At 40.8% G+C, this 26,621-nt stretch carries 24 protein-coding genes and 1 other annotated feature; all 24 genes read right to left on the bottom strand.

The window, feature by feature from the left end; translation table 11 throughout:
• Positions 1-18: 18 nt before the first annotated feature.
• The 24 genes from ileS to BN6556_RS14745 all read right to left on the bottom strand — a co-directional run bounded on the left by ileS (position 19) and on the right by BN6556_RS14745 (position 26,614).
• Entirely contained in the window at positions 19-2,781 is a 2,763-nt protein-coding gene (gene ileS, locus BN6556_RS14865; protein WP_066192904.1) for an isoleucine--tRNA ligase, read from the bottom strand.
• Between the two features lie 193 nt (positions 2,782-2,974).
• Positions 2,975-3,195, bottom strand: a binding site (T-box leader).
• A 48-nt stretch (positions 3,196-3,243) separates the two neighbouring features.
• Complete coding sequence (locus BN6556_RS14860) at positions 3,244-3,765, bottom strand: DivIVA domain-containing protein (RefSeq protein WP_066192902.1); 522 nt, start codon at positions 3,763-3,765, stop codon at positions 3,244-3,246.
• Positions 3,766-3,855: 90 nt separating this feature from the next.
• Positions 3,856-4,629, bottom strand: a complete 774-nt coding sequence (locus BN6556_RS14855; RefSeq protein ID WP_066192900.1) for a YlmH family RNA-binding protein — start codon at positions 4,627-4,629, stop codon at positions 3,856-3,858.
• Complete coding sequence (locus BN6556_RS14850) at positions 4,629-4,871, bottom strand: YggT family protein (RefSeq protein ID WP_078060227.1); 243 nt, start codon at positions 4,869-4,871, stop codon at positions 4,629-4,631. The genes BN6556_RS14855 and BN6556_RS14850 overlap by 1 nt, the downstream gene beginning before the upstream one ends.
• A 40-nt stretch (positions 4,872-4,911) precedes the next feature.
• Positions 4,912-5,346, bottom strand: a complete 435-nt coding sequence (locus BN6556_RS14845) for a cell division protein SepF (RefSeq protein WP_066192896.1) — start codon at positions 5,344-5,346, stop codon at positions 4,912-4,914.
• Between the two features lie 11 nt (positions 5,347-5,357).
• Positions 5,358-6,038, bottom strand: a complete 681-nt coding sequence (locus BN6556_RS14840; RefSeq protein WP_066192895.1) for a YggS family pyridoxal phosphate-dependent enzyme — start codon at positions 6,036-6,038, stop codon at positions 5,358-5,360.
• 21 nt (positions 6,039-6,059) lie between these two features.
• Positions 6,060-6,854: a peptidoglycan editing factor PgeF gene (gene pgeF, locus BN6556_RS14835; protein ID WP_066192892.1), complete on the bottom strand. Its 795-nt coding sequence runs from the start codon at positions 6,852-6,854 to the stop codon at positions 6,060-6,062.
• A gap of 305 nt (positions 6,855-7,159) precedes the next feature.
• Positions 7,160-7,444, bottom strand: a complete 285-nt coding sequence (locus BN6556_RS14830) for a YlmC/YmxH family sporulation protein (RefSeq protein ID WP_066192891.1) — start codon at positions 7,442-7,444, stop codon at positions 7,160-7,162.
• A 310-nt stretch (positions 7,445-7,754) separates the two neighbouring features.
• Positions 7,755-8,534 carry an RNA polymerase sporulation sigma factor SigG gene (gene sigG / locus BN6556_RS14825; protein ID WP_066192888.1) on the bottom strand — a complete coding sequence of 260 codons (780 nt, stop codon included), beginning with the start codon at positions 8,532-8,534 and terminating at the stop codon, positions 7,755-7,757.
• A gap of 92 nt (positions 8,535-8,626) precedes the next feature.
• Positions 8,627-9,346, bottom strand: a complete 720-nt coding sequence (gene sigE, locus BN6556_RS14820) for an RNA polymerase sporulation sigma factor SigE (protein WP_066192886.1) — start codon at positions 9,344-9,346, stop codon at positions 8,627-8,629.
• Between the two features lie 27 nt (positions 9,347-9,373).
• The gene (spoIIGA, locus tag BN6556_RS14815; protein WP_066196434.1) at positions 9,374-10,306 is read right to left on the bottom strand and encodes a sigma-E processing peptidase SpoIIGA; all 933 of its coding nucleotides are present in this window, start codon (positions 10,304-10,306) and stop codon (positions 9,374-9,376) included.
• Between the two features lie 1,270 nt (positions 10,307-11,576).
• A complete protein-coding gene (gene tnpC, locus BN6556_RS14805; protein ID WP_235817537.1) occupies positions 11,577-13,139 on the bottom strand; it encodes an IS66 family transposase in 1,563 nt (520 codons plus the stop codon).
• A gap of 66 nt (positions 13,140-13,205) precedes the next feature.
• The gene (tnpB, locus tag BN6556_RS14800) at positions 13,206-13,556 is read right to left on the bottom strand and encodes an IS66 family insertion sequence element accessory protein TnpB (RefSeq protein ID WP_205410304.1); all 351 of its coding nucleotides are present in this window, start codon (positions 13,554-13,556) and stop codon (positions 13,206-13,208) included.
• A gap of 184 nt (positions 13,557-13,740) precedes the next feature.
• Positions 13,741-14,895, bottom strand: coding sequence for a cell division protein FtsZ (ftsZ, locus tag BN6556_RS14795; RefSeq protein ID WP_066192882.1), 1,155 nt, complete (start codon positions 14,893-14,895; stop codon positions 13,741-13,743).
• 63 nt (positions 14,896-14,958) lie between these two features.
• Positions 14,959-16,254, bottom strand: a complete 1,296-nt coding sequence (gene ftsA, locus BN6556_RS14790) for a cell division protein FtsA (RefSeq protein ID WP_066192879.1) — start codon at positions 16,252-16,254, stop codon at positions 14,959-14,961.
• A 177-nt stretch (positions 16,255-16,431) separates the two neighbouring features.
• Positions 16,432-16,803 carry a small basic family protein gene (locus tag BN6556_RS14785; protein ID WP_066192876.1) on the bottom strand — a complete coding sequence of 124 codons (372 nt, stop codon included), beginning with the start codon at positions 16,801-16,803 and terminating at the stop codon, positions 16,432-16,434.
• Complete coding sequence (locus tag BN6556_RS14780) at positions 16,803-17,531, bottom strand: DUF881 domain-containing protein (protein WP_066192874.1); 729 nt, start codon at positions 17,529-17,531, stop codon at positions 16,803-16,805. Before BN6556_RS14780 ends, BN6556_RS14785 begins: the two co-directional genes overlap by 1 nt.
• A gap of 5 nt (positions 17,532-17,536) precedes the next feature.
• Entirely contained in the window at positions 17,537-18,226 is a 690-nt protein-coding gene (locus tag BN6556_RS14775; RefSeq protein ID WP_066192872.1) for a DUF881 domain-containing protein, read from the bottom strand.
• Complete coding sequence (locus tag BN6556_RS14770) at positions 18,216-19,007, bottom strand: cell division protein FtsQ/DivIB (RefSeq protein WP_066192871.1); 792 nt, start codon at positions 19,005-19,007, stop codon at positions 18,216-18,218. The genes BN6556_RS14775 and BN6556_RS14770 overlap by 11 nt, the downstream gene beginning before the upstream one ends.
• Positions 19,008-19,472: 465 nt before the next feature.
• Positions 19,473-20,576, bottom strand: a complete 1,104-nt coding sequence (gene spoVE / locus BN6556_RS14765; RefSeq protein WP_066192869.1) for a stage V sporulation protein E — start codon at positions 20,574-20,576, stop codon at positions 19,473-19,475.
• A 90-nt stretch (positions 20,577-20,666) separates the two neighbouring features.
• The gene (gene murD, locus BN6556_RS14760) at positions 20,667-22,013 is read right to left on the bottom strand and encodes a UDP-N-acetylmuramoyl-L-alanine--D-glutamate ligase (RefSeq protein WP_066192866.1); all 1,347 of its coding nucleotides are present in this window, start codon (positions 22,011-22,013) and stop codon (positions 20,667-20,669) included.
• Complete coding sequence (gene mraY / locus BN6556_RS14755; protein WP_066192865.1) at positions 22,010-22,996, bottom strand: phospho-N-acetylmuramoyl-pentapeptide-transferase; 987 nt, start codon at positions 22,994-22,996, stop codon at positions 22,010-22,012. Before mraY ends, murD begins: the two co-directional genes overlap by 4 nt.
• A gap of 72 nt (positions 22,997-23,068) precedes the next feature.
• Positions 23,069-24,532, bottom strand: coding sequence for a UDP-N-acetylmuramoyl-L-alanyl-D-glutamate--2,6-diaminopimelate ligase (locus BN6556_RS14750; protein WP_066192863.1), 1,464 nt, complete (start codon positions 24,530-24,532; stop codon positions 23,069-23,071).
• 156 nt (positions 24,533-24,688) lie between these two features.
• Positions 24,689-26,614 (bottom strand): stage V sporulation protein D, encoded by a 1,926-nt coding sequence (locus BN6556_RS14745; RefSeq protein ID WP_066192861.1) that lies wholly within the window; start codon positions 26,612-26,614, stop codon positions 24,689-24,691.
• Positions 26,615-26,621 lie beyond the last annotated feature (7 nt).

The following is a 26,621-nucleotide window of genomic DNA, read 5'->3' as shown; positions in this document are numbered from 1 at the left end:
CTGCTTACCGCGCTTTTCTTATTCCTCAACGACATCGGCATAGTTTTCTTTGACTACCTTAGCACAGCGAGCACATAACGTAGGATGATCAGGGTCTGTTCCTACCGTATCAGAAACAACCCAGCAGCGTTCACAAGTTTCGCCAGTATGCTTGGCAATACTCACTGCTACATGGTCATATCGTTTCGCTTCGGTCAGCTGATCCACAATGGTTACACCGGACACAATCAACAGTTGATGTAAATAATCAATCGACTCTAACAGGTCTTTGGTGTTTTGATCATTAGGCACAATGGTTACTGCTGCCTCCAAAGATTTGCCAATAACTTTCTCCGAACGTGCTTCTTCTAATGCTTTTAAAATATCATCACGAACATCCATGAATTGTGCCCATTTTCCTGCAAGAGCTTCTTGTCCATCAAGCTCTCTGGCAGTTGGCATATCACAAAGCTGCGGGCTTTTCTCTTCCATCTCAGGAATGTAACTCCATACCTCTTCCATCGTATGTGTCAAAATTGGCGTCAACAGTTTCACTAACGAAGTGATAATCTCATGGTAGACTGTTTGGATACTGCGTCTTCTATGATTATTTTCTGCCTCAATATACAGAATATCCTTGGCAAAATCTAAATAGAAAGAGCTTAAATCAATCGTACAGAAATGATGGATCGTTTGATAGACTGTAGAGAAATCATAGTTATCATAGGCATTCTTGGCTTGTTCGATTACTTGTTGCAATCGGTATAGCATATAACGGTCTACTTCTTCTAAGTTTTCATCGCTCACCTTAACCGCTAATTCAAAATCGGCTAAATTGCCTAAGATAAAGCGGAAAGTATTACGGATTTTACGATATCCTTCCGAGGTTTGCTTAATAATCTCATCAGAAATCCTAACGTCCGCTTGGTAATCAACAGAAGCAACCCAAAGTCTAAGAATATCTGCACCGTATTGTTTCATAATTTTAGATGGTACAACAGTATTCCCAACCGATTTACTCATTTTACGTCCTTGTCCGTCTAGGGCAAAACCATGACTAATCACCGTTTCGTAAGGTGCTTTGCCAGTAACCGCCACTGCCGTTGAGATAGAGGAGTTAAACCAGCCACGATACTGATCCGAACCTTCTAAGTAAACATCAGCAGGACGACGTAATTCTTCTCTCTCTTCTAAAACACCAGCATGGGAACTTCCGGAGTCAAACCACACATCCATGATATCCATCTCTTTGGTGAAGGTGCCGTCAGGACTGTGTACAGACGTAAACCCCTCTGGCAACAGATCTTTTGCCTCTCGTTCAAACCACACATTAGATCCATGCTCTGCAAATAGATTAGCGACATGTTCGATTGTTTCATCTGTAATAATCGGTGTGTGATCTTCACCATAAAAAACAGGAATAGGCACTCCCCACGTACGCTGCCTAGAAATACACCAATCCTGGCGGTCCCGTACCATATTAAACAGACGTGTCTCCCCCCATTTTGGAAGCCAGTTAATCCGTTTGATTTCTGCCAGAATCTCCTCGCGGAAATCTTTGATTGAGGCAAACCATTGACTTGTCGCACGGAAGATGGTCGGTTTTTTCGTGCGCCAATCGTGAGGATAAGAGTGTGTAATAAAATCCAGTTTTAATAAGGCATGATGAGCTTCCAGCATTTCCGTAACGGCCTTGTTTGCTGCATCATAAAACTGTCCTTCCAATCCTGGTGCCTCTGCCGTGAAATAACCTTTTTCATCAACTGGACATAGCACATCTAATCCATACTTTTGACCAATTACAAAGTCATCTTCCCCATGTCCAGGAGCTGTATGGACAAGACCAGTACCACTTTCCGTTGTGACATGTTCACCCAGTACAACCACCGAATCACGGTCATAGAATGGGTGTCTGGCAACCAAATGTTCTGCCTCCACCCCTTTAAAAGTTTGGATTACTTTGGCCTCTTGCCATCCTAAATTTTCCTTCACATCAGCTAACATGTCCAATGCGACAATATATTTTGATTCAACTTCTTCGACTACAGCATATTCCAAATCTGGATGAACCGCGATTGCAAGGTTAGCAGGAAGTGTCCATGGCGTCGTTGTCCAAATAACAAATTTCTCATCACCAGCCAGTAAATCTTTACCGTCCTTCACATCAAAGGCCACATAAATCGATGGAGACCGTTTGTCTTGGTATTCAATCTCTGCTTCTGCCAATGCCGATTCAGAAGAAGGTGACCAGTAGACAGGTTTTCTCCCTTTATAAATATAACCTTTCTTCGCCATCTCGCCAAACAGCTTAATTTGGGCCGATTCAAACGATTTATCCAATGTAATATAAGGGTGATCCCAATCACCTCTTACACCTAATTGTTTGAATTGGTTACGCTGATTATCGATTTGTTTCAAGGCATATTCTTCACATTTTTGCCTAAATTCTGCTGTTGTCATCTTTTTGCGGTTTACCTTTTTCTTCGCCAATGCTTGTTCAATAGGCAACCCGTGGGTATCCCAGCCTGGAACATACGGGGCATGAAAACCGGACATTGACTTATACTTGACAATAAAATCCTTTAAGATCTTATTCAAGGCGTGTCCCATGTGAATATCGCCATTAGCATAAGGAGGGCCATCATGCAAGATAAATAATGGTCGTCCAGCGGTGTGCTGCTGCACCTGTTCATAGATGTTTTCTTCTTCCCATTTCTCTTGCAGTTTTGGTTCCTTATTTGGCAAATTACCACGCATTGGAAAATCAGTTCGTGGCATTTTCAACGTTTGTTTGTAATCCACTTTGTTTCCTCCTTTATTTTTTGCTGTAATAGAAAAACACAAGTTTCACTAGATAAAAAAGTATTTCGCTTTCGTTGTCCATCCCTTAGCTTTTTTGTTCTTCTTGAATTTTAAAGCGGGGATGTTACGAATGATTAACGATGTGATAACAATGATCGCAAGTTTTATCCATTAGAAAAACCCCTCATCCCATAAAAGGGACGAGAGGTTCTCGCGGTACCACCCTTATAGACAGTTCACTACCTATACTGTCCACTCCAGGATTCGTAACGTGAATAACTCGTTTATACCTACTCTATTCAGCATAAATACTCATGGGTGATTTTCTATGCAAACCGTTGTATTAGGCTCTCACCATCCCTAACTCGCTTTTACAAACATCATCACATATACTCTCCCAATCTTAGTATGTTTCCTTATCAATAAATTGTAATAAAATTATAGGTAATGTTCAGCTGAAAGTCAAGCATTACTTGTTTCTTCTGCTTGTGCATCTACCTCTTCTTCATCTTCGTCTTCATCCAGATCAAAAAGACCTTCCCAATCATTGTTTTCCAGCAAATCTAATTGAGCGCTCACCAACATTTTCAAGCGTGTGCGAAAGACCTTGGCTTGCTTTTTCAATTCTTGGACTTCTAACGTCACACTTCTTGACTTATGTAAAGATTCGTTGATAATCCTATCTGCATTCTTTTCTGCTTCTTTAATAATTAATTTCGCTTCTTTTTTGGCATTTTCTGTTACTTCCTCTGCAGTTTCCTGTGCCACAAGGATCGATTTATTTAACGTCGTTTCGATATTGGAGAAATGACTAAGTCTCTCGTTTAACTGATCTACTTGTTCCTTTAACTCCTTCTTTTCACGAATAATAGTTTCATAGTCTTTGATGACATGATCTAAGAATTGATTGACATCATCTTCATTATAACCTTTAAAACCTCTTGCAAATTCCTTATTATGAATATCGAGTGGTGTTAAAGTCACACCATCCACCTCCTAAATTGACATCAAATAAATTTATTTATAGTTTATACTATCATACTTTCTTCACAATTCCTCTAAAAAAAGACAAATTTATTGTAATTTTTCAAACGAAAGCCGGATTTTGTCTTTTTTTGTACGCCCTTGTATCTCCTTCACTCTTGATCTTCCTTTTCCTCTGATCGAAATTAAATCCTCTTCTTCCAATATAAAAGAGGGCTGATCGATGGTTTGAAAATTCACCTTAACAAGACCTTTTTTGATGGCATCCAACGCTTGTTGTCTAGAGATTTTGTAAATTTCCTTCATCACCACATCCAGTCGAAGGGAAGCACAAGTCCCGACACTACTTTTCCATGTATCTTGGGAAGGAAGCCTGTCCGTTAGTTCTATCTGTTCAAAACGGACGCCCGCTTGCTTAATCGAAGTGATATTGGCAGTTAAGTAGGCACTGATATCAGAGCTGACCAGTATCTGCACAAGACCACCATGGATCACAATATCCCCTATCTTTTTCCGTTTTATTCCTGCTGATAGAAAAGCTCCCAACACATCTCGGTGTTCGATGGTAACAAATTTCTGTGGAAAGCTTGCCTGTAGTAACTCTACTTCGAACCTTTCTGGACCAATTTCTTCATAAAATGGTGCCAATAAAGCTCGTTGTCGTTCCGCCTGCTCCCAACCACCATAAAAGGCCAGCTGCAGCTCATCATCTTTTCCGATGATGGTTTGAAATATACGCTGTTCGCGAGGATGGAGAAAATCAATTAATCGCGCCTGATAACGGTTTGTTACTTCCTCCTGCCACGACAGCACCTGATCAATAAACGGATACTCCTCTTGTCTAAAATGTTGGTATAAATCCATTAAAACCACCTAAATAGCTGAATGAAAAGGTAGTCAAGTCCCGTCATCGCAAACCGCAGTACAATCAAGGCAACGATTGGTGAAATATCAATCATACCACCGATAGGCGGGATAAGCTTACGAAATGGCTCTAAATATGGTTCTACAATCGTGGCGAGCATTTGTCCAAAAGAGGATTCCCTCGCCCCCGGAAACCATGACATAAGGATATAAATGACAATGCCAATCATATAGGCATTCATTGCAAAATGCAAAATTTGATACAAAAAATCCAATATCTTCTTACCACCTTTGTTCCGGATCGACATCTTCCATTATTTCTGTGATATTCCCTGAAATCTCCATGTTCTCTGGTGTACACAAGAAGGTTTGTGACCCTAATTTTTTTATTTGTCCGGATACCGCATAAACGGTTCCACTTAAGAAATCAATAATCTGTCTTGCTTGACTTGTATCTACTCGCTGCAGGTTGATAACAACCGAGCGACGATTAACAATATGATCGGCAATTTCTTGTACTTCATTATACGACCTTGGCTCACATAGAACCATTTTGGCGTTTTTCTGTACGGATGACAGGCTGACGATATTTTCTTTATCATCTTTCCTGGAGCTGCGGCGTTGTGGACGGTCTTCATCTTCCCATTCTTCTTCTACAATTTCATATTCGTCCTCGTCCACACTAAAAAAGTTGCGAAATTTGCCCTTTATACTCATTTACATCACCTCTATTCTGTGTACGGTCCGACTAAATCTGAGCCAAGTCGAATGTGGGTTGCTCCTTCTTCGATGGCAATTTGATAATCATTGCTCATCCCCATCGACAAATAATGACAAGGTGCATGCCCATAGTCTAAAGTCCGTATCTCATCACGTAACTGTCTTAAAGCGCTAAACACCTTACGTATCTGTGCTTGATCATCCGTATGAGGTGCCATTGTCATCAAACCTGCTACGCGAATCTTCTGATAGTTAGCTAATTGCTCGACAAATGGTATCACGTCCTCAACGGCTAAACCATGCTTGGTCGATTCTCCGCTGGCATTTACTTGGATAAAACACTCCACCATTTCATCTGCCCGCTTATCAATTTCTTTGGCTAATGACAGTCGATCTAAGGAATGAAGAAAATCCACATGATGAATGACTTCCTTCACCTTTCTCGATTGCAGGGTTCCAATAAAATGCCAACAAGCCTGTTCACCTATTTGGGCATGTTTTTCCGCAAAACCTTCCAGCCGATTTTCGCCTAAATCATGGATCCCTGCTTGTAATGCTTCTTTTGCTCTTTCTATTGTAACATATTTCGTCACAGCTATAATGGTTATGTCTGTAGGTTCTCGATCTATTTTTTGACATACCTTACTTATTTCTGACTGAATAGCTGTTAAATTGTCGGCTACTTTCACTTTGTTGCTCCTTTCTATCTCTTACCTTAAGCCTATATAGCCCATCATTCTTCCTGTTGGATGTCCTTCTTCGCGATGTGAAAAAAATAACGGATTTTGCGCCGTACAGTAAGATGTTTTCCAGATCTGGCTAGGAGGAATTCCGGCATCTATTGCCAATAATCGATTCCATTCTTTTAAATCAATCTGGTACTGTCCATTATCACCTTCATATATTTGTGTATATTCCGAAGCGACATGCTGAATCACTCGATCATCGACTTGGTAACAGGTTGGACCAATACTCGGTCCGATCACCACCTCGATATCATTTAGCTCTGAGGATTCCGCTTGAAAGCGTGTTGTCATCTCCCCCACTATATTAGCTGCTGTACCTTTCCATCCAGCATGGGCTAGCGCAACCATTCCTTTCTGCCGGTCGGCAAAAAAGACAGGAACACAATCTGCAAACAGTGCCGTACACAACAATCGGGGCTGCTTTGTGAATAATCCGTCCGTTCCCTGAATGGCATCCTCCAAAGTAAAGACACCCTTACCACGATCATTTGTTACGGCTTCTTTAATTTGATTATCATGCACTTGCTCTGCTGCCACCCAATCCTCTAAGTTCACCCCAATCTTATTGGCCAAAAGGGTCCGATTGGTTAACACATCAGAGGACTCATCACCTACATGGTACCCCATGTTCTGACTATAATATGGTTCCTGGCTCACACCGTGGTAACGTGTTGTAAATCCAGCAATGATTTGTGGATCATTTTGCCAAGGCTGTATGGTTAAGAACGATTGATCCGAACTCAGGATAAAGGGCTCCAACTGCCTCGCCTCCTATTTTTCATCATTTTATCATATTTTTTCACTAGTGTCGCATGATAATGGTTTCTGTTGTAGTTGTCAATCCTTCATTTGACGTTTCAATCAAGTAAAAACTTCAAGATGAGCAACTGTTTTACAGCCCCCTTTATTAGTAGTCAGTGTCTGCTTTTAATTCGTAATAAAGGACCGGTCCTGATCTTCTTATGCAGTGAGTATGACTATTTCTCTGAGTTTGATAACTGGAAGCAAGCTTAAAATCCGTACAATACTGTATTGTACGGATTTATCAACAACCACGCTTATACCTACGAAGGAGATGTATTCTCAGAATCTTGCCCCTGCGCTAATAAGGTGTACCCATTCTTTTTTACTAAAATAACATCTTGACCAATTCGAATAATATGATCCCATGGCACGATAACCTCACGAGATTCGCCAAACATACCTAATGTTTTCGTTTTGGTCGCGATCACCAGATTTGTAATCTTACCAATTTCCACATTGATTTCGATATCCGTCACATTCCCAAGTTTGGTTCCATCCTCAATAAAAACAATGTCCTTTACCTGCAAAGCCGAAAGTGTAATCAATCCAAGCACCCCCTTGTACTAAATATATGTACATTGCGTAAATTTATCACCGTATTACACGACGATCAGGGACTCTAGGGGTAAAGGAAAATGCCAAAACCTTATTCAATTAATGATTTTGACAACATTCCTGAGTTCAAAAGCGCTCAGAATATATACTTCGCTTGCACCAGAGCATAGCAGTATATTGATCAGAGCGTTCGCTTGCAGTACACACTCTTCACTTCCAAATAAATACAAGAGAAATTCAAATCATCTAGAAATGTCACAGCTTTTATACTTGTGTGCAGAACACCACTTTTACGTTCCTTTATTCAAACATTTCCCGGTTCATTTCTTTAATAGCCGCCTTCTCTAAGCGTGACACCTGTGCCTGAGAGATACCAATTTCTTCGGCTACCTCCATTTGTGTTTTCCCCTGAAAAAATCGGCGGCTAACGATCATTTTTTCCCGATCGTTCAGGCGCTTCATTCCCTCTTTAATCGAAAGATGATCGACCCAGTCATCGTCTTGCACATTTTCATCACTGACTTGATCCATCACATAGATCGGATCTCCACCATCATTATAAATCGGCTCGAATAACGATACAGGGTCTTGGATGGCATCCAACGCAAAAATCACATCAGTTACGGGCACGTCTAATTCTTTGGCAATAGCTGCTGGGGAAGGATCTTTGGCTGTTTTACTAAGTAATTTCTCTCGTGCATGTAATGCCTTATATGCGGTATCTCGTAATGATCGCGACACTCGAATTGGGTTATTATCACGTAAATACCGTCTTATTTCACCAATAATCATTGGAACAGCATACGTCGAAAATTTAACATTTTGACCCAAATCAAAATTATCGATCGACTTTAATAAACCGATACATCCCACCTGAAATAAGTCATCACCATATTCACCACGATTAGAAAATCGCTGAATCACGCTAAGTACCAATCGCAAATTACCATTCACCAATTTTTCTCGTGCCGATTGATCCCCACTCTGCATTTCTCGAAATAATTTTCGCATTTCTTCATTCTTCAAAACGGGAAGAGTTGCGGTATCTACTCCACAAATCTCTACCTTGCTTTTTTTCATAAAAATACCCTCCCAATTGGAGATCCTTCTCAAAATAAAGTATCACCAATCGGAGGGTTTTTATGCACACTCCATCATTTACCAAAAAACAATTACACCATCTTATTAAATTCTTTTTGCAGTCTTTTGATAATCTTTTTTTCAAGACGAGAAATGTAGGATTGGGAGATGCCTAATAAATCGGCCACATCCTTTTGCGTCATCTCTTCCTTGCCTACCAAGCCGAAACGAAGCTCCATAATTTGTTTTTCACGACCGTTTAATTGTTCCAGTGCATTCCGTAACAAACTCTTGTCAACATTCTCTTCCAAATCTTTAAATGTTACATCCTCGTCTGTCCCCAAAACATCGGATAACAATAGCTCATTTCCATCCCAATCTACATTCAATGGTTCATCAAAAGAAACCTCTGTTTTAATTTTATTATTTTTCCTCAAAAACATCAGGATTTCATTTTCAATACAACGCGAAGCATACGTCGCCAACTTGATCTTTTTTTCTGGGTTAAAGGTATTAATCGCCTTAATCAAACCAATTGTACCAATACTAATCAAATCTTCTATGTTGATACCCGTATTTTCAAATTTTTTGGCGATATACACCACCAAACGCAAATTTCGTTCAATCAACATTGCCCTAGCTGCCTTATCACCTACTGGCAGCCGATTGATCAACTCGAATTCTTCTTTTTTGGATAGGGGTGGTGGTAATGCCTCACTCCCGCCAATATAGTATATTTCATTTACCTTAAAGCCTAACTTTTTTAGTATCTTTAACATCATCAATTTGTATTTTGGTTGTACGGGAATCATGTGATCCACTCCTTCTATATATTAGTCTCACCCTGCCTGTTGAAACAATTTAGGGTGTAGTAAGCAATGATAGCTGTGATCCGCTACCAAATTTCCAAATTGAATGCCGATCAAAACCTTTTTCGTTGTAAAGGGAAAATCCGGCATGTCAACTTCTACATACTCTGGTCGAAAGGCAATCATCATTTCATATTCTCCACTGACTCCTCGATAAGGGAGGATATGAAACAACCCTGCAAGGTCGTCCTCTATCTCTCCTGTTTGCATTGCACCTGCACGCAGAATGGAAATTTTTTCTGGATCTAAGAAATGGGTCAGAATGGTTTCGTCGACAATAATAACGGGGGATTGGCTAATCGGATCAACTAAATGATTGCCACTATCTAAATAACCTGTTGTCCTCGCTATCTTCTCTAACCACCCAATCTTTACTTGATAATAAAATTGCTGATTAAATTGTTGCAGTTTGTGCTGATCCATACGATGTTTTGCAAACCACCATGCCAATGGAAAACCTACTAACACAAATAGCCCGTGAATATGCTGTGATGCTATATACGGTTGCGATGTATGGTTCTCTGATGATAATAAGAAGTGCATCGCAAGCAATCCTCCCCCAATGGCAAAGGTCATAAAATAAAAACTGCATAACACTTTACCGTAACTAGCCAGGTTTCGGAAAGGAAAGGCTATACCAATAATGAAAAAGGAGTACCCTATTTTTATCACCCAACTATTCCAAGCGATATCTGGAAAAATGAAAGTGAAGGGTACGATTAATGAGCCGAATACACTAGCAAGCATTAATCGATACCATGGGGTTATGCGTTTTGTAATGGATTGTGTGAGCAGTAAAATCATCCAGTCTAGTAAAAAATTGAGCAGCCAAATTACTTCGATATAAACCATTAACACCCATTTCCTTCTTTTACTTTTGGTTATCTCTAGTACTTGTCTCATAGTATATAGCACCAAAGCAAAGAAGTCTGTCATAGTTTGACTGCAAAAACCATCTAGTTTTGGGAAAAAGGCGATAAAAATGTTGAAGGGTTTAATTATGCTGGATCGAGTGGGGATTTCATGTGGGGAGATCCCAAGGTGAATATAATAGTGAATTTTATAAAACGGAGGATCTTTCATACTTCAAGCGCTCTTTTTCAAATTAGCTGAAGCGGGATAAGTGTTCTTTGCTAATATGACTCACGAGTATAAGCGAAAAGCCTGCTTACAAACATTCTTTCAAAATATATAGTTTATTGCCTGACACAAGAAAATACGGACATCCCATCCCTGCTCTTATCACAACCAGATACTAACTGCCGATAAGACGGATTATGTAAAGTGTTCAGGGATCTATTCCATATAGTAAAGTTGATCGTTTGTCAGTGCTAGGAAGCGCTGCGGAAATAGGTTGCGCTTTCCGTGGGCTTGCGCTCAGCCTCCTCGTCAGCCAAAACCGCTTCCTGCGGGGTCTTCACACTGCGCTTTCCCACAGGAGTCTCCACCTATTTCCTCCGCTGGGTAGTAGCACTACAATCGAATAGACTGCTAATATGAAGAGCTCAAGCACTATCATCCTGTCCATAAGTAAGCCACATCCTCTTTTGGAGAAACGATTGGACGACGGAACTATTTTGTAGCATGAATTCATCATGATACCGAAAATCAATGGAGGGTTTGTTTCTTTTTGTTGCCATACTATCTAGGTACTTAGAGCGCTTTATCCTTGCAGTGATAATCATTGTTGAATCACTTTCTAGCGAGGGAATATGCGGAGACTTGAAAATGGTTTACAGGCTAAAATCGCAACGTCCTGGGACTGCGATTACTCGCCCCACCGAAGCCCATTTGTTGCAACGCCTGCACTTGCACGTCCTGTGCATCGCAGGACGATCTGAAGATCCACTAAAAAGTGCTCTTCTTTTTAGTTAGCTGAAGCCGGTCCCACGGTATAGGAAACACGGCGAGAGTGTTCTTTACTCGAGTCGCTTGTTGACTTATGCCCTGTGGGTAAAAGCGCAGCATATTCCCGTAGCGATTTGCCCAGCACAAAAAACGGGCAAAGTCAACTGCCAGCAAAAGTAGTCTACTTTACATAATCCGTCTTATCGGTACTCTGGTTCATTCAAGGTCAACTGTAAGCGATCAATACTCAAGTGTATAGAAAAATCCCCAACCCTGCGATAAACTGTTCTAGAAAGAGGAACAGAAGGGTTGGGGAGATTTATCCTTATTTCTTGTTTCGTGGCTTTGGCAGCGTTCTTTCCTGGCAACGTTCTTTGACGTGGGAACGCCATGGCAAATAAGCCTTCAAATCTTCCTCATTGGTTAAGGTGGGAAGGTTAGGAAGTTCTTCGAGTAAATAAATGATATATTTTTCGGGAACGAGGTTATTTTGTTTCGCTGTTTCGATGATACTCATGATAATCGCAGCGGCTGTCGCTCCTTCATAGGTGGCGCTGAATAACCAGTTTTTTCTTCCCATCACGAAGGGTTTGATGGCCCGTTCGGCTCGGTTGTTATCAAGCGCTAGTTTCGCATCTTTCAAGACCGTGCGAAACGTGGACTCGTATGTCAAAGCATACTGTATCGCTTCGCCTAACTTGCTGCCGGATAAAGGATCTTGTTCCCGTAACCAATCAAAAAAGGCATCCATTTTGGGTTTCAAGATGGTTTGGCGTTTCTCCAGCCTTTCCTCATCGGATAGTTTGGACCACGCGCGCTCATACGTGAAGAATTGGTCACACCTCTCGGCTGCTTGTCGACTCAACGCATCAGCGGGACAATCCTTTGGCATCGCGTCTATGAATTTGCGACGAACATGCGCCCAACACCCGACCAACTCTACGTTAGAAAGGGCTTGATAAGCTTTCCACATATCACAATGGATGTACCCTTTATACGTATCAAGGAAGCTTTGGGCGACATGGGCTCCCCGACTTGGATCGTGATGATAGAGCGTGATCGGCTTTTCACTATATTTGGCGCTTAAAAAGGTCCAAAAATGCGTATTCACGGTATCACTTTCCAATACCCGATACGTTGTTTCATCGGCATGTAACATCGGCTGTTGAAGTAGCGTGTCTTTCAACAGTTGATAAAAAGGGGCTAAATAATAATCCGACACTCGTATATGCCAATTGGCAATTTGTTGGCGCGTAATAGGTAAACCAATGCGGTGCCAACCTTTTTCTTGACGATAGGCAGGTACTTTTAACTCAAATTTCTGATGAATGGACTGGGCAATAATCGAAGCAGAACCCAAGCTATTATCGATAGGCGCTTTGGGAACTGGTGCTTTGATAATCTTATCTTCTGGTCCCTGCTTGGAACAGGTTGCGCACTTATAAGCATGTTGGTAGTGCACCTTTCGTTGAAGCTTGGCAGGAAGGTAAATGACTTCTTCTCGCACGGCATAGCTCCCGATAGCGTCCAGCGTTCCCTTGCACGTGGGACAGGTACAGGCTTCCCCCTCCAGTTGATGGTGAACAGGATGCTCCGGAAACTGGTCTAAGATGGCTTTTTTTCTGCCTTTCGTTTTCTTTCGTTTCACGGTAACTTCCTCGATTTCCCCTTCCACGATAGGAGGGGCTTCTGCTGCATCAAAGAAGGTGAGTTGATGATCAGGAGGTAGTGTTTCTTTGGATTTACCGAAGATTTTTTGGGTGAGGTAAGCGACTTGTTCCCGCAACAATGTCAGCTCATTCGCTTGTTGAGCGAGCTGAGCTGTTAATTGTTCGATTTGTTTCACTTGTGCTTCGTTGATTTTTAGTAATGTCTCCTCGGGACTCATACGCGTTTCTCCCTTTTATTTTCTAACTATATTATACCATAAAAGGGATATAAAAGCACTCTTTATTTAATAAAAGGCGCGAGAAGAAGCGATTTGTATCGGTGGATCAATCGAAAAACCACGGAGTAGCCAATCCACTTGTTGACTGGTCAGTTCCCGGGCTTCTTTGGTCGTTCGAGGCCATTTTAATTGCCCATTTTCAAACCGTTTATATAACAGCCAGAAACCTTCTCCATCCCAATGCAACATCTTGAAGCGATCCTGCTTGTTTCCACAAAAGAAAAACAACGCTTCTTGAAAAGGATCTAAATGGAATTGGGATTGCACCGTATAAGCCAACGAATCAATCCCATACCGCATGTCTGTTTTTCCACATACAATATAAAACCCTTTCGCTTGCTTTAAATTAACAATCAAATAGAAAAACCTCCTGTATCTTTGTCTTACCATAAGTGTACAGGAGGTGATGCTGCATTTATAGATACTTGGTTATTGATCGCTTACGGTCAACTCGTCCCAAATCCTATTATATCAATGATTTTATACTTTCTTTAAATAAAAACTGCACACACCTTCATGGTGTATGCAGTCTATCGCATGATTATCTTCTTCTATTTCGATTTCTTAAGAAGGTTGGAATATCTAATGTATCCTCTTCTTGTTTTCCTCTTGAACTGGCAGAAGGCTGTGGTGTTTCCTGTCTTTGCTCTTGCTGCGGCTGTGCTTGTGTCGGTTCTGCCTCTCTCTTAGGACTCTTATGCTGAAAGGAAGGTTGTTGATTTCTTTGAGTATTGCTCGCTTGTGATTCATCAAAACCAGTCGCAATAACCGTCACGACAATTTCATCCTTCAATTCTTCATTAATGACCGAGCCAAAGATCACGTTCACTTCTTGATCCGCTGCAGACGTTACAATATCTGCCGCTTCTTGTACCTCATAAAGGCTTAGATTAGAACCACCAGTGATGTTCATTAGGACACCATGTGCTCCATCAATCGCTGTTTCAAGTAATGGAGAAGAAACCGCCTTTTTCGCCGCTTCTGTCGCTCTATTTTCACCAGTTGCCACACCAATTCCCATTAAGGCAGAACCTTTATCCTGCATAATGGTTTTGACGTCAGCGAAGTCAACATTGATCAAACCAGGTGTTGCGATAAGATCTGAAATCCCTTGGACACCTTGACGTAATACATTATCTGCTTCTCTAAATGCTTCAAGCATTGGCGTATTTTTGTCTATAATTTCTAATAGACGATCGTTTGGAATGACGATGAGGGTATCTACCGCACCTTTCAGTCCATCGATTCCTGAAACTGCTTGTGTAGCTCGTTTTCTTCCCTCGAAGGTGAACGGGCGTGTAACAACTCCGACGGTTAGGGCACCTACGTCTTTAGCTACCTGTGCAATAACAGGTGCGGCACCAGTCCCTGTACCACCGCCCATGCCAGCAGTAACGAAAACCATGTCTGCACCTTTAAGGATTTCTTCAATCTGTTCTTTGCTCTCTTCTGCGGCCTTTTTTCCTACCTCTGGGTTTGCACCGGCTCCTAATCCTCGTGTTAATTTGGTCCCTATTTGAAGTTTCACTTCGGCCTTTGATAGATTTAAAGCTTGAGCGTCTGTGTTAACCGCAATAAATTCGACGCCTTGAACACCATGTTCAATCATTCGATTCACTGCATTGTTACCACCACCACCGACACCAATAACCTTTATTGTGGCCAGCTGGTCCATATTTGTATCAAAGTCTAACATGCAATTTCCTCCTATTTTACTAGAATTGTATAGTCTATCTATTTATCAATCTATTTTGTCACTTTAATCAAAGAAATACTTGAAAAAATTAGCTATTTTTGGCTCTTTCTTTTCCTTTGATGGATTTTTTGATACAGACCTCTTGGATTGCTTTATCTTCTCTTTTTCTCTTTCGGGATGTGAGGTCTCATCTTCTATTGTTACCGCATGTACAAATTCTTTCCCTTGTATTTTCGCATTCTTATACGCAAATTTCAAGATGCCAATTCCTGCTGTATACAAGGGCTCTCTCACCCCGATATAATCAGGAATCGCAATACGTACATTGCTTTGGAAAATATCCTGCGCTAACTCAGCGGCGCCAGGCATACTCATAGTACCACCTGTTAAAACAAGACCGCCAGGTATTTCATTATAACCCATTTTTTGAATCTCTTGTGCACTATAGATCAATATTTCTTCTAATCTTGCCTCAATGATTTCTGCTAATTCTGGCTGACTAAATGTTTGCTTCTGGTTGCTGCCGATAATATTGACCTCAAACACATCATTTGGATCAGCGTCTGGGAAAAAGGCATGTCCATGATTTAATTTAATGTCTTCCGCCTCTTCTGAGGAGGTGCGGAGACCAATAGACAAGTCTTTTGCAATGTTATCGCCTCCAAGCGGTACTACGTTTGTTGCTACCAAACTATCATCTTCAAATACAGACACCGTAGTACTGCCTCCGCCAATATCTAACAAAGCAACACCTAGACTCTTTTCATCTGGAGATAATGCTACTTCTCCAGTAGCCAGTGGCTGCAGACAGATATCCATAATTTCTAAACCTGCTTTTTCTACACATTTCAAGATGTTATGCAACATCGTTTTCGCACAAGTAATAATCGTTCCTTGCATTTCCAATCGAACACCAATCATTCCTCTTGGATCACGAATTTCATCCAATCCATCGACAATAAACTGTTTAGGTATCACATCGACTACCTCTCGCTCTGGTGGAATGGACATTACTTGTGCTGCGTCTAGTACCCGATGGATATCTTCTTCTTCAATTTCTTTGTCATCACTTGAAACAGCCACAACGCCATGACAAGGCTGTAATTGAACGTGACTTCCATTAATACCAACAATGACACGATCAATATGTATATCAACCATTCTCTCCGCTTGCTCCACTGCCGTACGAATGGAATGCACGGTCTCATCAATATCGACGATAGCCCCTTTTTTCATTCCCATAGATTTCGCCGTACCAACACCTATTACATTAAGGGATTCCCCTAACACTTCCCCAATAATCACTTTGATTTTTGATGTACCTATATCTAAGCTGACTAGAATCTCTCCATTATCCATAAGGCACCTCCTATTTCTATGTATATTATTGCGCTTCTTCACATAATAGTAAACTATATAAGTGTTATTATAATAAAAAAAACGGTAATTTTACATGAATAACTGTCATTTCTTTAAAAAAACATAAAATTTATTCAGTTTCTGTGCCTTTTCATATAATTATTTAGGCAAAAAGACTCATTTTTTGTTGTTTGTACTCTTGTTTTCTTTGCGTTGCTGATAGTTATCGAGTAACACTTTTCGAATACGAGCTGCATTATGAAATAATCGTACACCGAAGGCAGCAATAGCGGCTAAATATAAATCCATTCCCCATTGTGTACCTAAGAAGACCAATAATGCAGCAATACTGACATTAAGAAAGAAACCAAAAACAAAATTACGTTGATCAAATTTAGCTTCCAGTTGTGCCCTCACTCCACCAAACAGTGTATCTAATGCTGCTAAAACGGCAATAGATAAATAATCGGCATACTGTGCGGGAATAGGTATGTTAGCCAAAAAGCCTAAGCTTAATCCTATAATCAAAAATAGTAGCGGCAGCCACATCATTCTTCCTCCGCTTCTTCCTGATCCATTGTATGAATACCTGTTAAATCAATGGGATCATCATATGATGGCAAAGTAACACGTTGAGGCTCTGTGATATGAATAGCTACATTCTCTAAAGCAAAATAATCATTCACTTCATCTGACTCAATCTGTCTAATTAGTTGTTCACTATCTTCTGCTAAAACCCGCAATGTGTAGGGTAGATCACCGATTGATCCATTATTAATATAGATACTCCCGTTCACATCTCTGACAGGGCTAAGATTAATAATGCGTTGATCTTGTACTGCCATATCTGTTGCCCCCGCTGCATTTAACTGATTAATAAGATGTTGTAACAATTCAGCAGTTAGTTTTGGATAGGATTGCTCATCTTCATCTAAGAACATTGGCTCTAACGTGATCTCCACGCCCAATCCAGCCTGCTCTGTTAAACCTGCCTCTTCCTGTAATTGGGCAATGGTTTCTTTAAGCAGTACGACTTGTTGGTGCTCGGATTGACTTTGATATTCGTTCAATACTTGCTCTTCTTCCGCTATTTCTTTATATAATTTCTGCTGGATTTCCTGTTCTTCTAGTAAGGCGGTTCTAACCTCCCAAGTGTCTCTCGTGTCACGGCTGCTTTCTGGATCTTGATGGGTATGAAACAACGTAGACACCAGGAAACCAATTAATAAACATACAAAACTAAACAAGATGGTTTGACGAGATAATCTACTTTTCATTATGGTCACATATCCTTTACTTCCATTTCAATTCTCGATTGCTTCTCAACCGTTACTTCAATATTATCTTGAACCAACCTATCTATAACACCATCTTGAATCTCCAAACTTGTATTCAGTATGCGTTGATCACCAATAGCAGAAATCTCAAATGGTGCTGGGTAAGGAGTGCCATCTACCGATATAACCGGGCCAACACAAGAAATATAACTATTTCGGTAAATGCGTTGACCATTAATAGCTAATGCCTTGGCACCAGCACTAAATAGTTCGTTTATGACTTGATGAATGTGCCGGTCATGAACAATATATTGGTTAGCATGATGTTCAGCTGGGATATACGCTGCATCGCGAAGGGTGATAGTTAATCCTTCGCCATAGATGGGGAAATCTCCTGTTAATTTTTGCAGCTTATTTTTGGTATTCGCTAAATCTTTGATAAGATCCGCTTCTGTTCCAAGTTCTTCCTCCATGGATCGTACATCATGACGTAACTCATTAAGTTCTGTCCGTAGCTGTTTGTTCGTTTCTTCCATTTCTATTAATTCTTGCTTGTATTGAAATTCCTCCTCCCAATTGGAGGAATTCTCTTGGCTGCTGTCCCTACTTGTAGCATTGGTGAATGTGTAGTTTGAAGCGAGCAAAAAGCCTAATATGAGTAACACACAAGCATATAAAAATTGATTACGTTTCATTTTCTTCTGCTTCCTCTTCCTCTTCTTCTCCTGTATCATATGGTGTAAATACGGCTCCACCCTCGTCCATTTTGATAACCCCCTCATTATCTGGATCTAATTGCCCTGCAATAGATGGATAGGTATCGAAGATTTCAGCAAAATTCCGCAGCGTCGATTCCACTACATTTCCATCTGTCATATACAGCTTGATTGTGTATGGGTTGGATTCTGTAGGTGTCCACTGCACTTCGGAAATCAATGCCGTTACATAACCGGATAGTTGTGCTAACTCTTCCGATAACTCTTTCAAGTAGGCATCATTATCGAAATCTGTAATAATTGGCACCTCGCCATTTATATCACTCCAATCCACTTCCTGCAGCATATCGCCATTTTCCAATAAGGGATGTAATACTCCTTCCACATTAATATAAGCAACATGACTTAGTTCACTCACATCAATATGAATGGTACTTGGAAAAGATTTGCTTACATTTACTTCCTTCACCTGTGGATTATTCCTAATATTTTCTTCTATTCGTGACGATTTCACACTCCAAAAATTAGCATCTGTTTCTATTTCGCTTTGCTCGATAATATCTTCTTCTGCTAACCATTGCAAGCCTGTCACATCAATATGGCGCACATAACTTAAAGGTGACTGCAAATAGATCACGATAAAGATTAATAGAAAGAATAGAAGCAGGTACATCACAAGTTTACGATTGGCTTTTTTTCTTCGTTCATGCTTCAATTTTGGAATACGATCTTCAATGGAAACTACTCTTTTTTGTGCCATTACACTAACTTCCTTCTCTAAATATGGTTGCATACTCATTGGATAAAGAACTAGTCTTTTTTCATGGGGCAAGCGCCTGTATAGAGCCTTGCTAAGAATGGCTCTCCCAGACTTCATTACCTGGTCAAAACAGATTTTCTTTGAGGTTAAATCTAGTAACAACATTATATCACAGACGCAAGCGGATAGATATCATTCCTCTAATAAAATGCGTTATATCGTTTAGGTTGGAAATTTTTAAAAATACTTCCGGAACGAAATACGTCATTAGAATTAAAAAAATTCCAAACGTGCACGGTTCTTCGTAACTATGCAAAGAGTAGGTAGAAACGAATTGATCCCTAACAATCAAACGCCAAAAGCGTCAAATGTACTCTGAAAGGAAATAGATTATGGACGATTGCTCCGGTGTATAGAATTCGTATGTAAGTTTATATTTCTCACCGTTTATGAGAACAAGCTTCTTTATTGGCGATATTTACTAATATTGATCAGGATTCCGACAGAGCATAGGATAAGGGTAAGCGAAGAACCACCATAGCTTAAGAACGGTAAAGTAATACCTGTTACCGGGATCAGGCCGATTACCACGCTAATATTAATCATCACCTGGATCATAATCATACCTACGATACCAACCGCTAACAATTTGGCATATAAATCAGGGGCGTGGATCGCAGTTAAAATACCGCGCCAAGCAAACAGGAAAAATAACAGTAAGACAAAACCTCCTCCAATAAAACCAAGCTCTTCGGCAATAATGGCAAAAATAAAATCATTATGCGGCTCCGGTAAGTAGAAATATTTTTGTAGGCTGTTGCCCCAGCCAACACCTAATAACCCGCCAGGACCAATCGCATACAAGGATTGGATAATTTGAAATCCAGTTCCGAGTGGGTCCTGCCACGGATCTAAAAAGGCCAAAATCCGATTGACACGATAAGGAGCAGAAATAATCAATAATAAAAAGCCAATCACCCCAAAGCCAACCAGAAAAAGAAAATGACTCCATCTGCCTCCTGCCACAAATATCAGCAAAAAACAGGTTAATAAGAAAACCATTCCTGTGCCTAAATCTGGTTGGAGCATAATGATCAAAAAGACACCTAATGACAACAATAAGGGAGGGAGAAAACCTTTTTTGAATGCTGTAATTTTGTCCTGATGGTGTACTAAATAACCACTTAAGAACAAGATCATCCCTAATTTAATAAATTCAGCTGGCTGAATGCTAAAAGCACCAACCCCAATCCAACTTCGCGCTCCACCTCTCACCATACCAATACCAGGAATCAAAACGGCAACCAATAGAACGAGACACAACACTAGCAGCCACTTCCGTTGTCTAATCCATTGGTAATAAGGAATATTCGAAACGATCAACATTGCTGCTACACCAACACCAGCAAATAATAACTGCCGCTTTAAAAAATAAAACGAATCATCAAATTTATATTCCGCCCAAATTGAAGAAGCACTATATACCATGATCGTCCCGAATAATAAAATCGCAAGGACAATGGTGATCAACCAATAATCTGGTTTATGCTGCTTTTGATTTTGAAACATTCAAAAACCCCCATCTTTTTTTCAACTAAGATTAGGGGCCTTTGGATGACCTATATTTTCTCCATGCACATTATAATAGACAAGCCCCTATTATAACTTATGCACAGCATCTACAAACATGTTACCTCTTTCTTCAAAGGTCTTATATTGATCCCAACTTGCACAGGCAGGTGATAATAGAATAACGTCTCCTGCTTCTGATAACTGATAAGATTTCTGTACGGCTGAGGGCATGTCGTCTACCATGATAATATCAGGAACCCCCATTTCCTCACCTAATCGTTGTAGCTTTTCACCGGTTTCCCCAAACAAAACAAGCCCTTTCACCTGTGTCATAAAGGGGATTAATTCATCAAATGCATTGCCACGGTCAAGCCCTCCTGCTAGTAAGATAACCGGCTGTTGAAAGGCAGATAAGGCCTTGCTGGTTGCCAGGATATTGGTGGCCTTTGAATCGTTGTAAAACCTTCTTCCAGCTAGTTCTTTGACAAATTGCAATCGGTGCGCTACCCCGGTAAAACTAGTCAACACTTCTTGAATGGCATGATTCGATATGCCATCAATTTTTGCCACACAAACAGCGGCAAGTACATTCTCCAGATTATGCTCTCCTACTAGAACGAGATCGCGCAAATCCATCACCTGTGTCTCCTGAAAACAAATAACTCCTCCCTCCACGTAGGCGCCATTTTTCACTACTTTATGGCTGCTAAAAGGAATTAACTGGGCCTGGGATGTTTTAATCATACTGGATACGGTCGCATCATCCGCATTATAGACAAGGTAATCCGTTGGCAACTGGTTTTTAGTGATATTTGCCTTTGCCTGCTGGTAATTTTCCAATGTATGATGATAATCCAAATGTGCAGCGAAAATATTTAATAACACTGCCACTTTCGGTTTGAATACTTCAATTCCTAACAATTGAAAAGAGGACAATTCCACAATCATGGTCTGCTGATCCGTCATTTGTTCCGCTACTTCTGAAGCAACGTGACCAATATTACCTGCCAAGGCCGTCTCACGCTGGGCAGCTTGATATATTTGATAGATAAGCGTCGTTGTCGTTGTTTTTCCATTCGAACCAGTAATAGCGACAATCTCTTCTACACCAAAATAAGGAATAAGCTCCATTTCGGTAATGACAGGAATCTCTCGCGCCACTGCCTCTTCTACAATGGGGTTTTCATAAGGAATACCTGGATTTTTGATGACAACATCCACTTGCTCTAACAACGATAAGGGATGCCTCCCTAGTTCAACCTGTATACCTTGCTCTCGTAATAAACGGACATTATCGTCGTCCTCAGGTGTTTTTAAGTCATTGACCTTCACCTCTATTTGGTTACGGACAAGCAGCTGTGTTACCGCTGTACCACTTTTTGCAAGACCTAATACTAATACGCGCTGATATGGAAAGTTCGTAAGTTCTCTCATGTTGTTAACACCTCAATATAGATTCCTAATAAAGCAAATAAAACCGCTACCGCCCAAAACGTGGTAACGACCCGCCATTCTGACCAGCCCTTCAATTCATAATGGTGATGCAAGGGGCTCATCAAAAAGACCCGTTTCCCTCTGGTTTTGAACGAAATGACTTGAATAATCACGGATAAGGTTTCAATGACAAATACACCGCCGATAATTACTAAAATAATTTCTAATTTGAGCAAAATGGCAATGGCAGCTATCGCACCGCCAAGGGCCAATGACCCTGTATCCCCCATAAACACCTTGGCAGGATGGGCATTAAACACGAGAAAACCTAAGAGCGCTCCAACAACCGCCAGGCTAAACAAGGTGATTGTCGTATTTGGTGTATCATACCAAGCCAAAATCGCAAAAGCCCCAAAGGCAACGGCTGCCGTACCCGCTAATAATCCATCCAAGCCATCGGTCAAGTTCACTGCATTAGAGGCACCTACCAACATGACAATCAAGAAGATGGGGTAAAACCACCCTAAATCAATAGAAAACGACGTTGCAGGGATAACAATCGTACTTGGGAAATCTTGCTGCAATAACACGATATAAAAGATGACCGCAATCACGATTTGCCCTAGCAGTTTTTGTTTGGAGGTCAACCCTAAATTTCTTTTTAAGACAACTTTGATAAAATCGTCTAAGAAGCCCAACAGGCCAAAGCCTATTAAAACTAATAATAGTAAAATGATCTCATAGTCCAATGAGCCACCGTTTGCTCGTAATACCACAATCAGACTGGTAATGGTAATACTTAAAATAATCAGAACACCGCCCATTGTAGGTGTTCCTGTCTTCTTTTGATGTGATTTTGGTCCTTCTTCTCGAATACTTTGTCCGAATTTCAACCTTCTTAGAAAGGGAATAATAATTGGAGAAAGAAGCACGGTAATTAAAAAGGCAATAGCTATCGTTATGAAAAAGGTTAGTTGGTTCATTTCTATATTCTCTCCTATCTTGATTAACAAAAATGGCGCTGTTCATTCATGGATTCATATGTGCAGTGAGGCTTATCGTTGCGGTAGATACTTCTTCGCTATCGCCTCATCGTCAAAGTGACGCACTTCCTCTCCGACAATCTGATAGGTTTCATGTCCTTTGCCAGCAATGAGCACCACATCGTGTTCCTCCGCTTGTTCTATTGCTTGTTTAATCGCTTGTTCACGATCCACTACTATCTGATAATTGACAAAAGGAAGATCATCCACCATATCATCGATAATCGCTTCTGGTGCTTCAGATCGCGGATTATCAGACGTGAAGATTGCTTGGTCTGCATATCGACATGCTACTTGCGCCATTAAAGGGCGTTTGGCTCGGTCACGATCACCACCACAACCTACTATGACATAGATATTTCCTTCACAGAATCGTTTAATCGTGGTTAATACATTCTCTAATGAATCAGACGTATGTGCATAATCCACGATTACACCAAAGCGGCCAGCATGTTCTACTGGTTGAAAACGCCCCTTCACTCCAGATGTTTGATTCAAAACGGTCTGTATCGATTCCAAATCAATCCCAGATGCATAGGCCGCGGCCGCTGCAGCAAGCAGGTTATAGACGCTAAACATTCCCATTAAGGGACTGTCAATCAGTAGATCTCCTTTCGGTGTCTTCATGATAAATGACACGCCACTTGCCTTTAATTCAACGTTGCAGGCACAAAAGGTCGCTTCTTTTTTGACGCCATAGGTGATAAGCGGTTGAGCGGTTGCCCTTTTTAAGAAATCGGCATGACCGTCATCGTTATTGATAATGGCATACTTGCGCCGGTCGTCTGCGAGAGAATTGCCCAGCTGCGCAAATAATAGGCTTTTTGCAAATAAATACTTCTCCATTGTTTCGTGATAATCGAGGTGATCCTGACTTAGATTAGTAAATACAGCAATATCCACATCTAGCCCGTGCACTCTGCCTAAATCTAAGGCATGCGAGGAAATTTCCATCGTCGCCGTTTCAATATCCTTATCTACCATTGCCGCAAGATTCTTTTGCAAAAACAAGGCATCAGGCGTTGTATTCTTGACTGGAAACACTTCCTCATCAATGACCATTTCAATCGTGCCAATCATTGCTGTTCGTTTTTGAACGTGTCGATGGATCTCATTAATGATATGGGTGACAGATGTCTTGCCGTTGGTGCCTGTCACACCAATCACCTGTAATTGACGGGAAGGATGCCGATAAAACACATTAGCCAACAGCGCCAAAGCACGTTTGCTGTCAGGAACCATTACTACTGGCACATCTACTGCCACAGGTTTCTCAGCTATGATAATTCGAGCACCGTTTTCTACCGCTGCTGCTGCAAATTGATGCCCATCCACCGTGTAACCAGCAATACAAACAAACATAGAATCTTCTTCTAACAATCGATGATCCATCTCCATTTGTTTTATTTCAATATTAGCTATTTCTGCTTCACACGTATAATCGGGTAATTGTTTTATCAAGTCAGTTGCATACATCATTATTCACCTTCCCATTTTAAGGATGAGCTATTTTTGACGAAGCTAATCACGTCATCTGTTTTTTACGTCTCTCATCTTAAACATTATCTCTATTTTATCGATTTATCTATCGATAGACAACCAGAACATTATAACAAAAGCATTTATATTTTGCTATTGATCTCCTAATACTAACCGAACTTTGCTTCCTTCTGCTACTCTTGTTCCTGCTTTAGGTGATTGATCCAAGATATAATCACCTTCTCCCACAATCTCCACTTGCAGCGATAGTAAATATTCTTGTAATTTCGTTTTCTGCAAGCCAATTAAATCGGGAACCTCAACAGGAGGAGATTCCGGCCATTCATAATCTTTCTCTAAACCTTCCTCCTGTTTCGGTACTCCTAACGCACGCAAACTATCTTCTATAATCGTTCCTACAATCGGTGCCGCAACAACCCCACCAAACTGTACAACATCTTTAGGGTTATCCACTGCTACATATACGACAATCTCCGGGTCGTTTGCGGGGGCAAACCCGATAAAAGATACAATATGATTGTTTTCCATATATCGTCCCCCTTCTCCGACCTTTTGGGCAGTTCCAGTTTTTCCGCCGATTCGATAACCGTCTACGTAAGCACTCCGTCCCGTCCCTAAAGCAACAACCGATTCCAGCGCTTCACGCACTTTTTTGGACGTTTCTTGTCCAATTACACGACGCTGCAATTCGGGCTCGGTCTCTGAAACGACCTCTCCAGTAACAGGATCAAGGAACGATTTCGCTACGTAAGGTTTATATAGATATCCACCATTAACAGCTGCGGATACGGCCATCACTTGCTGAATAGGAGTGACCGATACACCTTGACCAAAGGCAGTCGTTGCCAGCTCGATTGGACCAACATTATCTAAGTCAAAGAGAATGCCTTTTGCCTCTCCTTGTAAATCGACACCTGTCTTTTTACCAAAACCAAATTGATCAATGTAAGAGAAAAGACGCTCCTTTCCTAGCTTCTGCCCTAAGACAACAAAGCCTGGGTTAGAGGAATTTTGGACGACCTCCAAAAAGGTCTGCTGACCATGTCCGCCGCGTTTCCAACTATGTAACTTTACTCCTTCTACTTCAATGTCCCCGTCATCATAATAAGTATCATTCTCTAAGTCAACAAGGTTTTCTTCCAAGGCAGCCGCCAGCGTAATAATCTTAAACGTAGATCCTGGTTCATAAGTACTCCAAATTGGCAAATTTCTGTTATATACTTCTGCACCAATATCCTGATAGTTTGCTGGATCAAAATTAGGTCTCGAGGTCATACCTAAGATACTACCGTCTTTAGGGTTTACCGCTATTGCTATGGCACCATCCGGATGATATGTTTCTTCTGCAATATCTAGTTCACGCTCCATAATTGTTTGGACGCGATCATCAATGGTTAATTGCAAATCTAAACCATCAACTGGTGCTGTATATTTATCTGCTTTTTGCTCTAGTCGTTTTCCCTTTGCGTCACTATAAAAAGATAAACTCCCCTTCTTACCACTTAACAATTCATCATATCTCAATTCAAGACCCGTCAAGCCTTGATTATCAATGCCACTGAACCCTAATACGTGAGATAAATAAGCACCATTAGGATAATGTCTGATCGAATCCTCTGCAATATAGACACCGTCCAAATGTAAGGCTTGTACCGCCTGCGCTTTTTCTTCTGAAATCTTTCGACCCTCTGGCTTTAAAATAACAATGCGTTCATTTTGTTGCAGGTATTCCATTACTTTTTCCTTGCTCATTGACAATGCCTTTGCTAATAGCTCAGCTGTTTGTTCTGGATTGTTAATTTGTCTAGGTACGACCATCACCGTTGGAGCGGAGACATTTTCAGCCAATACCTCTTCATTACTATCAACAATTTTACCACGTTCCGGTTCAAACACAATATCACGGCTCCAAAGTTCTTCTGCTTGCGCACCTAAAAAATCAGACAAGGCAAATTGTACATATCCTAATCGAATAAAAATCACTAACATCACACAAAATGCAAAAAGAAACACAGTCACTATTCTGCGCTGCACCTGAATATTGGTCATTCGTTTCATAGCAAAT

Source organism: Gracilibacillus timonensis (assembly GCF_900086715.1).
GTDB lineage: Bacteria > Bacillota > Bacilli > Bacillales > Amphibacillaceae > Gracilibacillus > Gracilibacillus timonensis.
The sequence above is the reverse complement of the archived record's forward strand: the minus strand, read 5'-3'. Positions and strand labels throughout refer to the sequence as shown.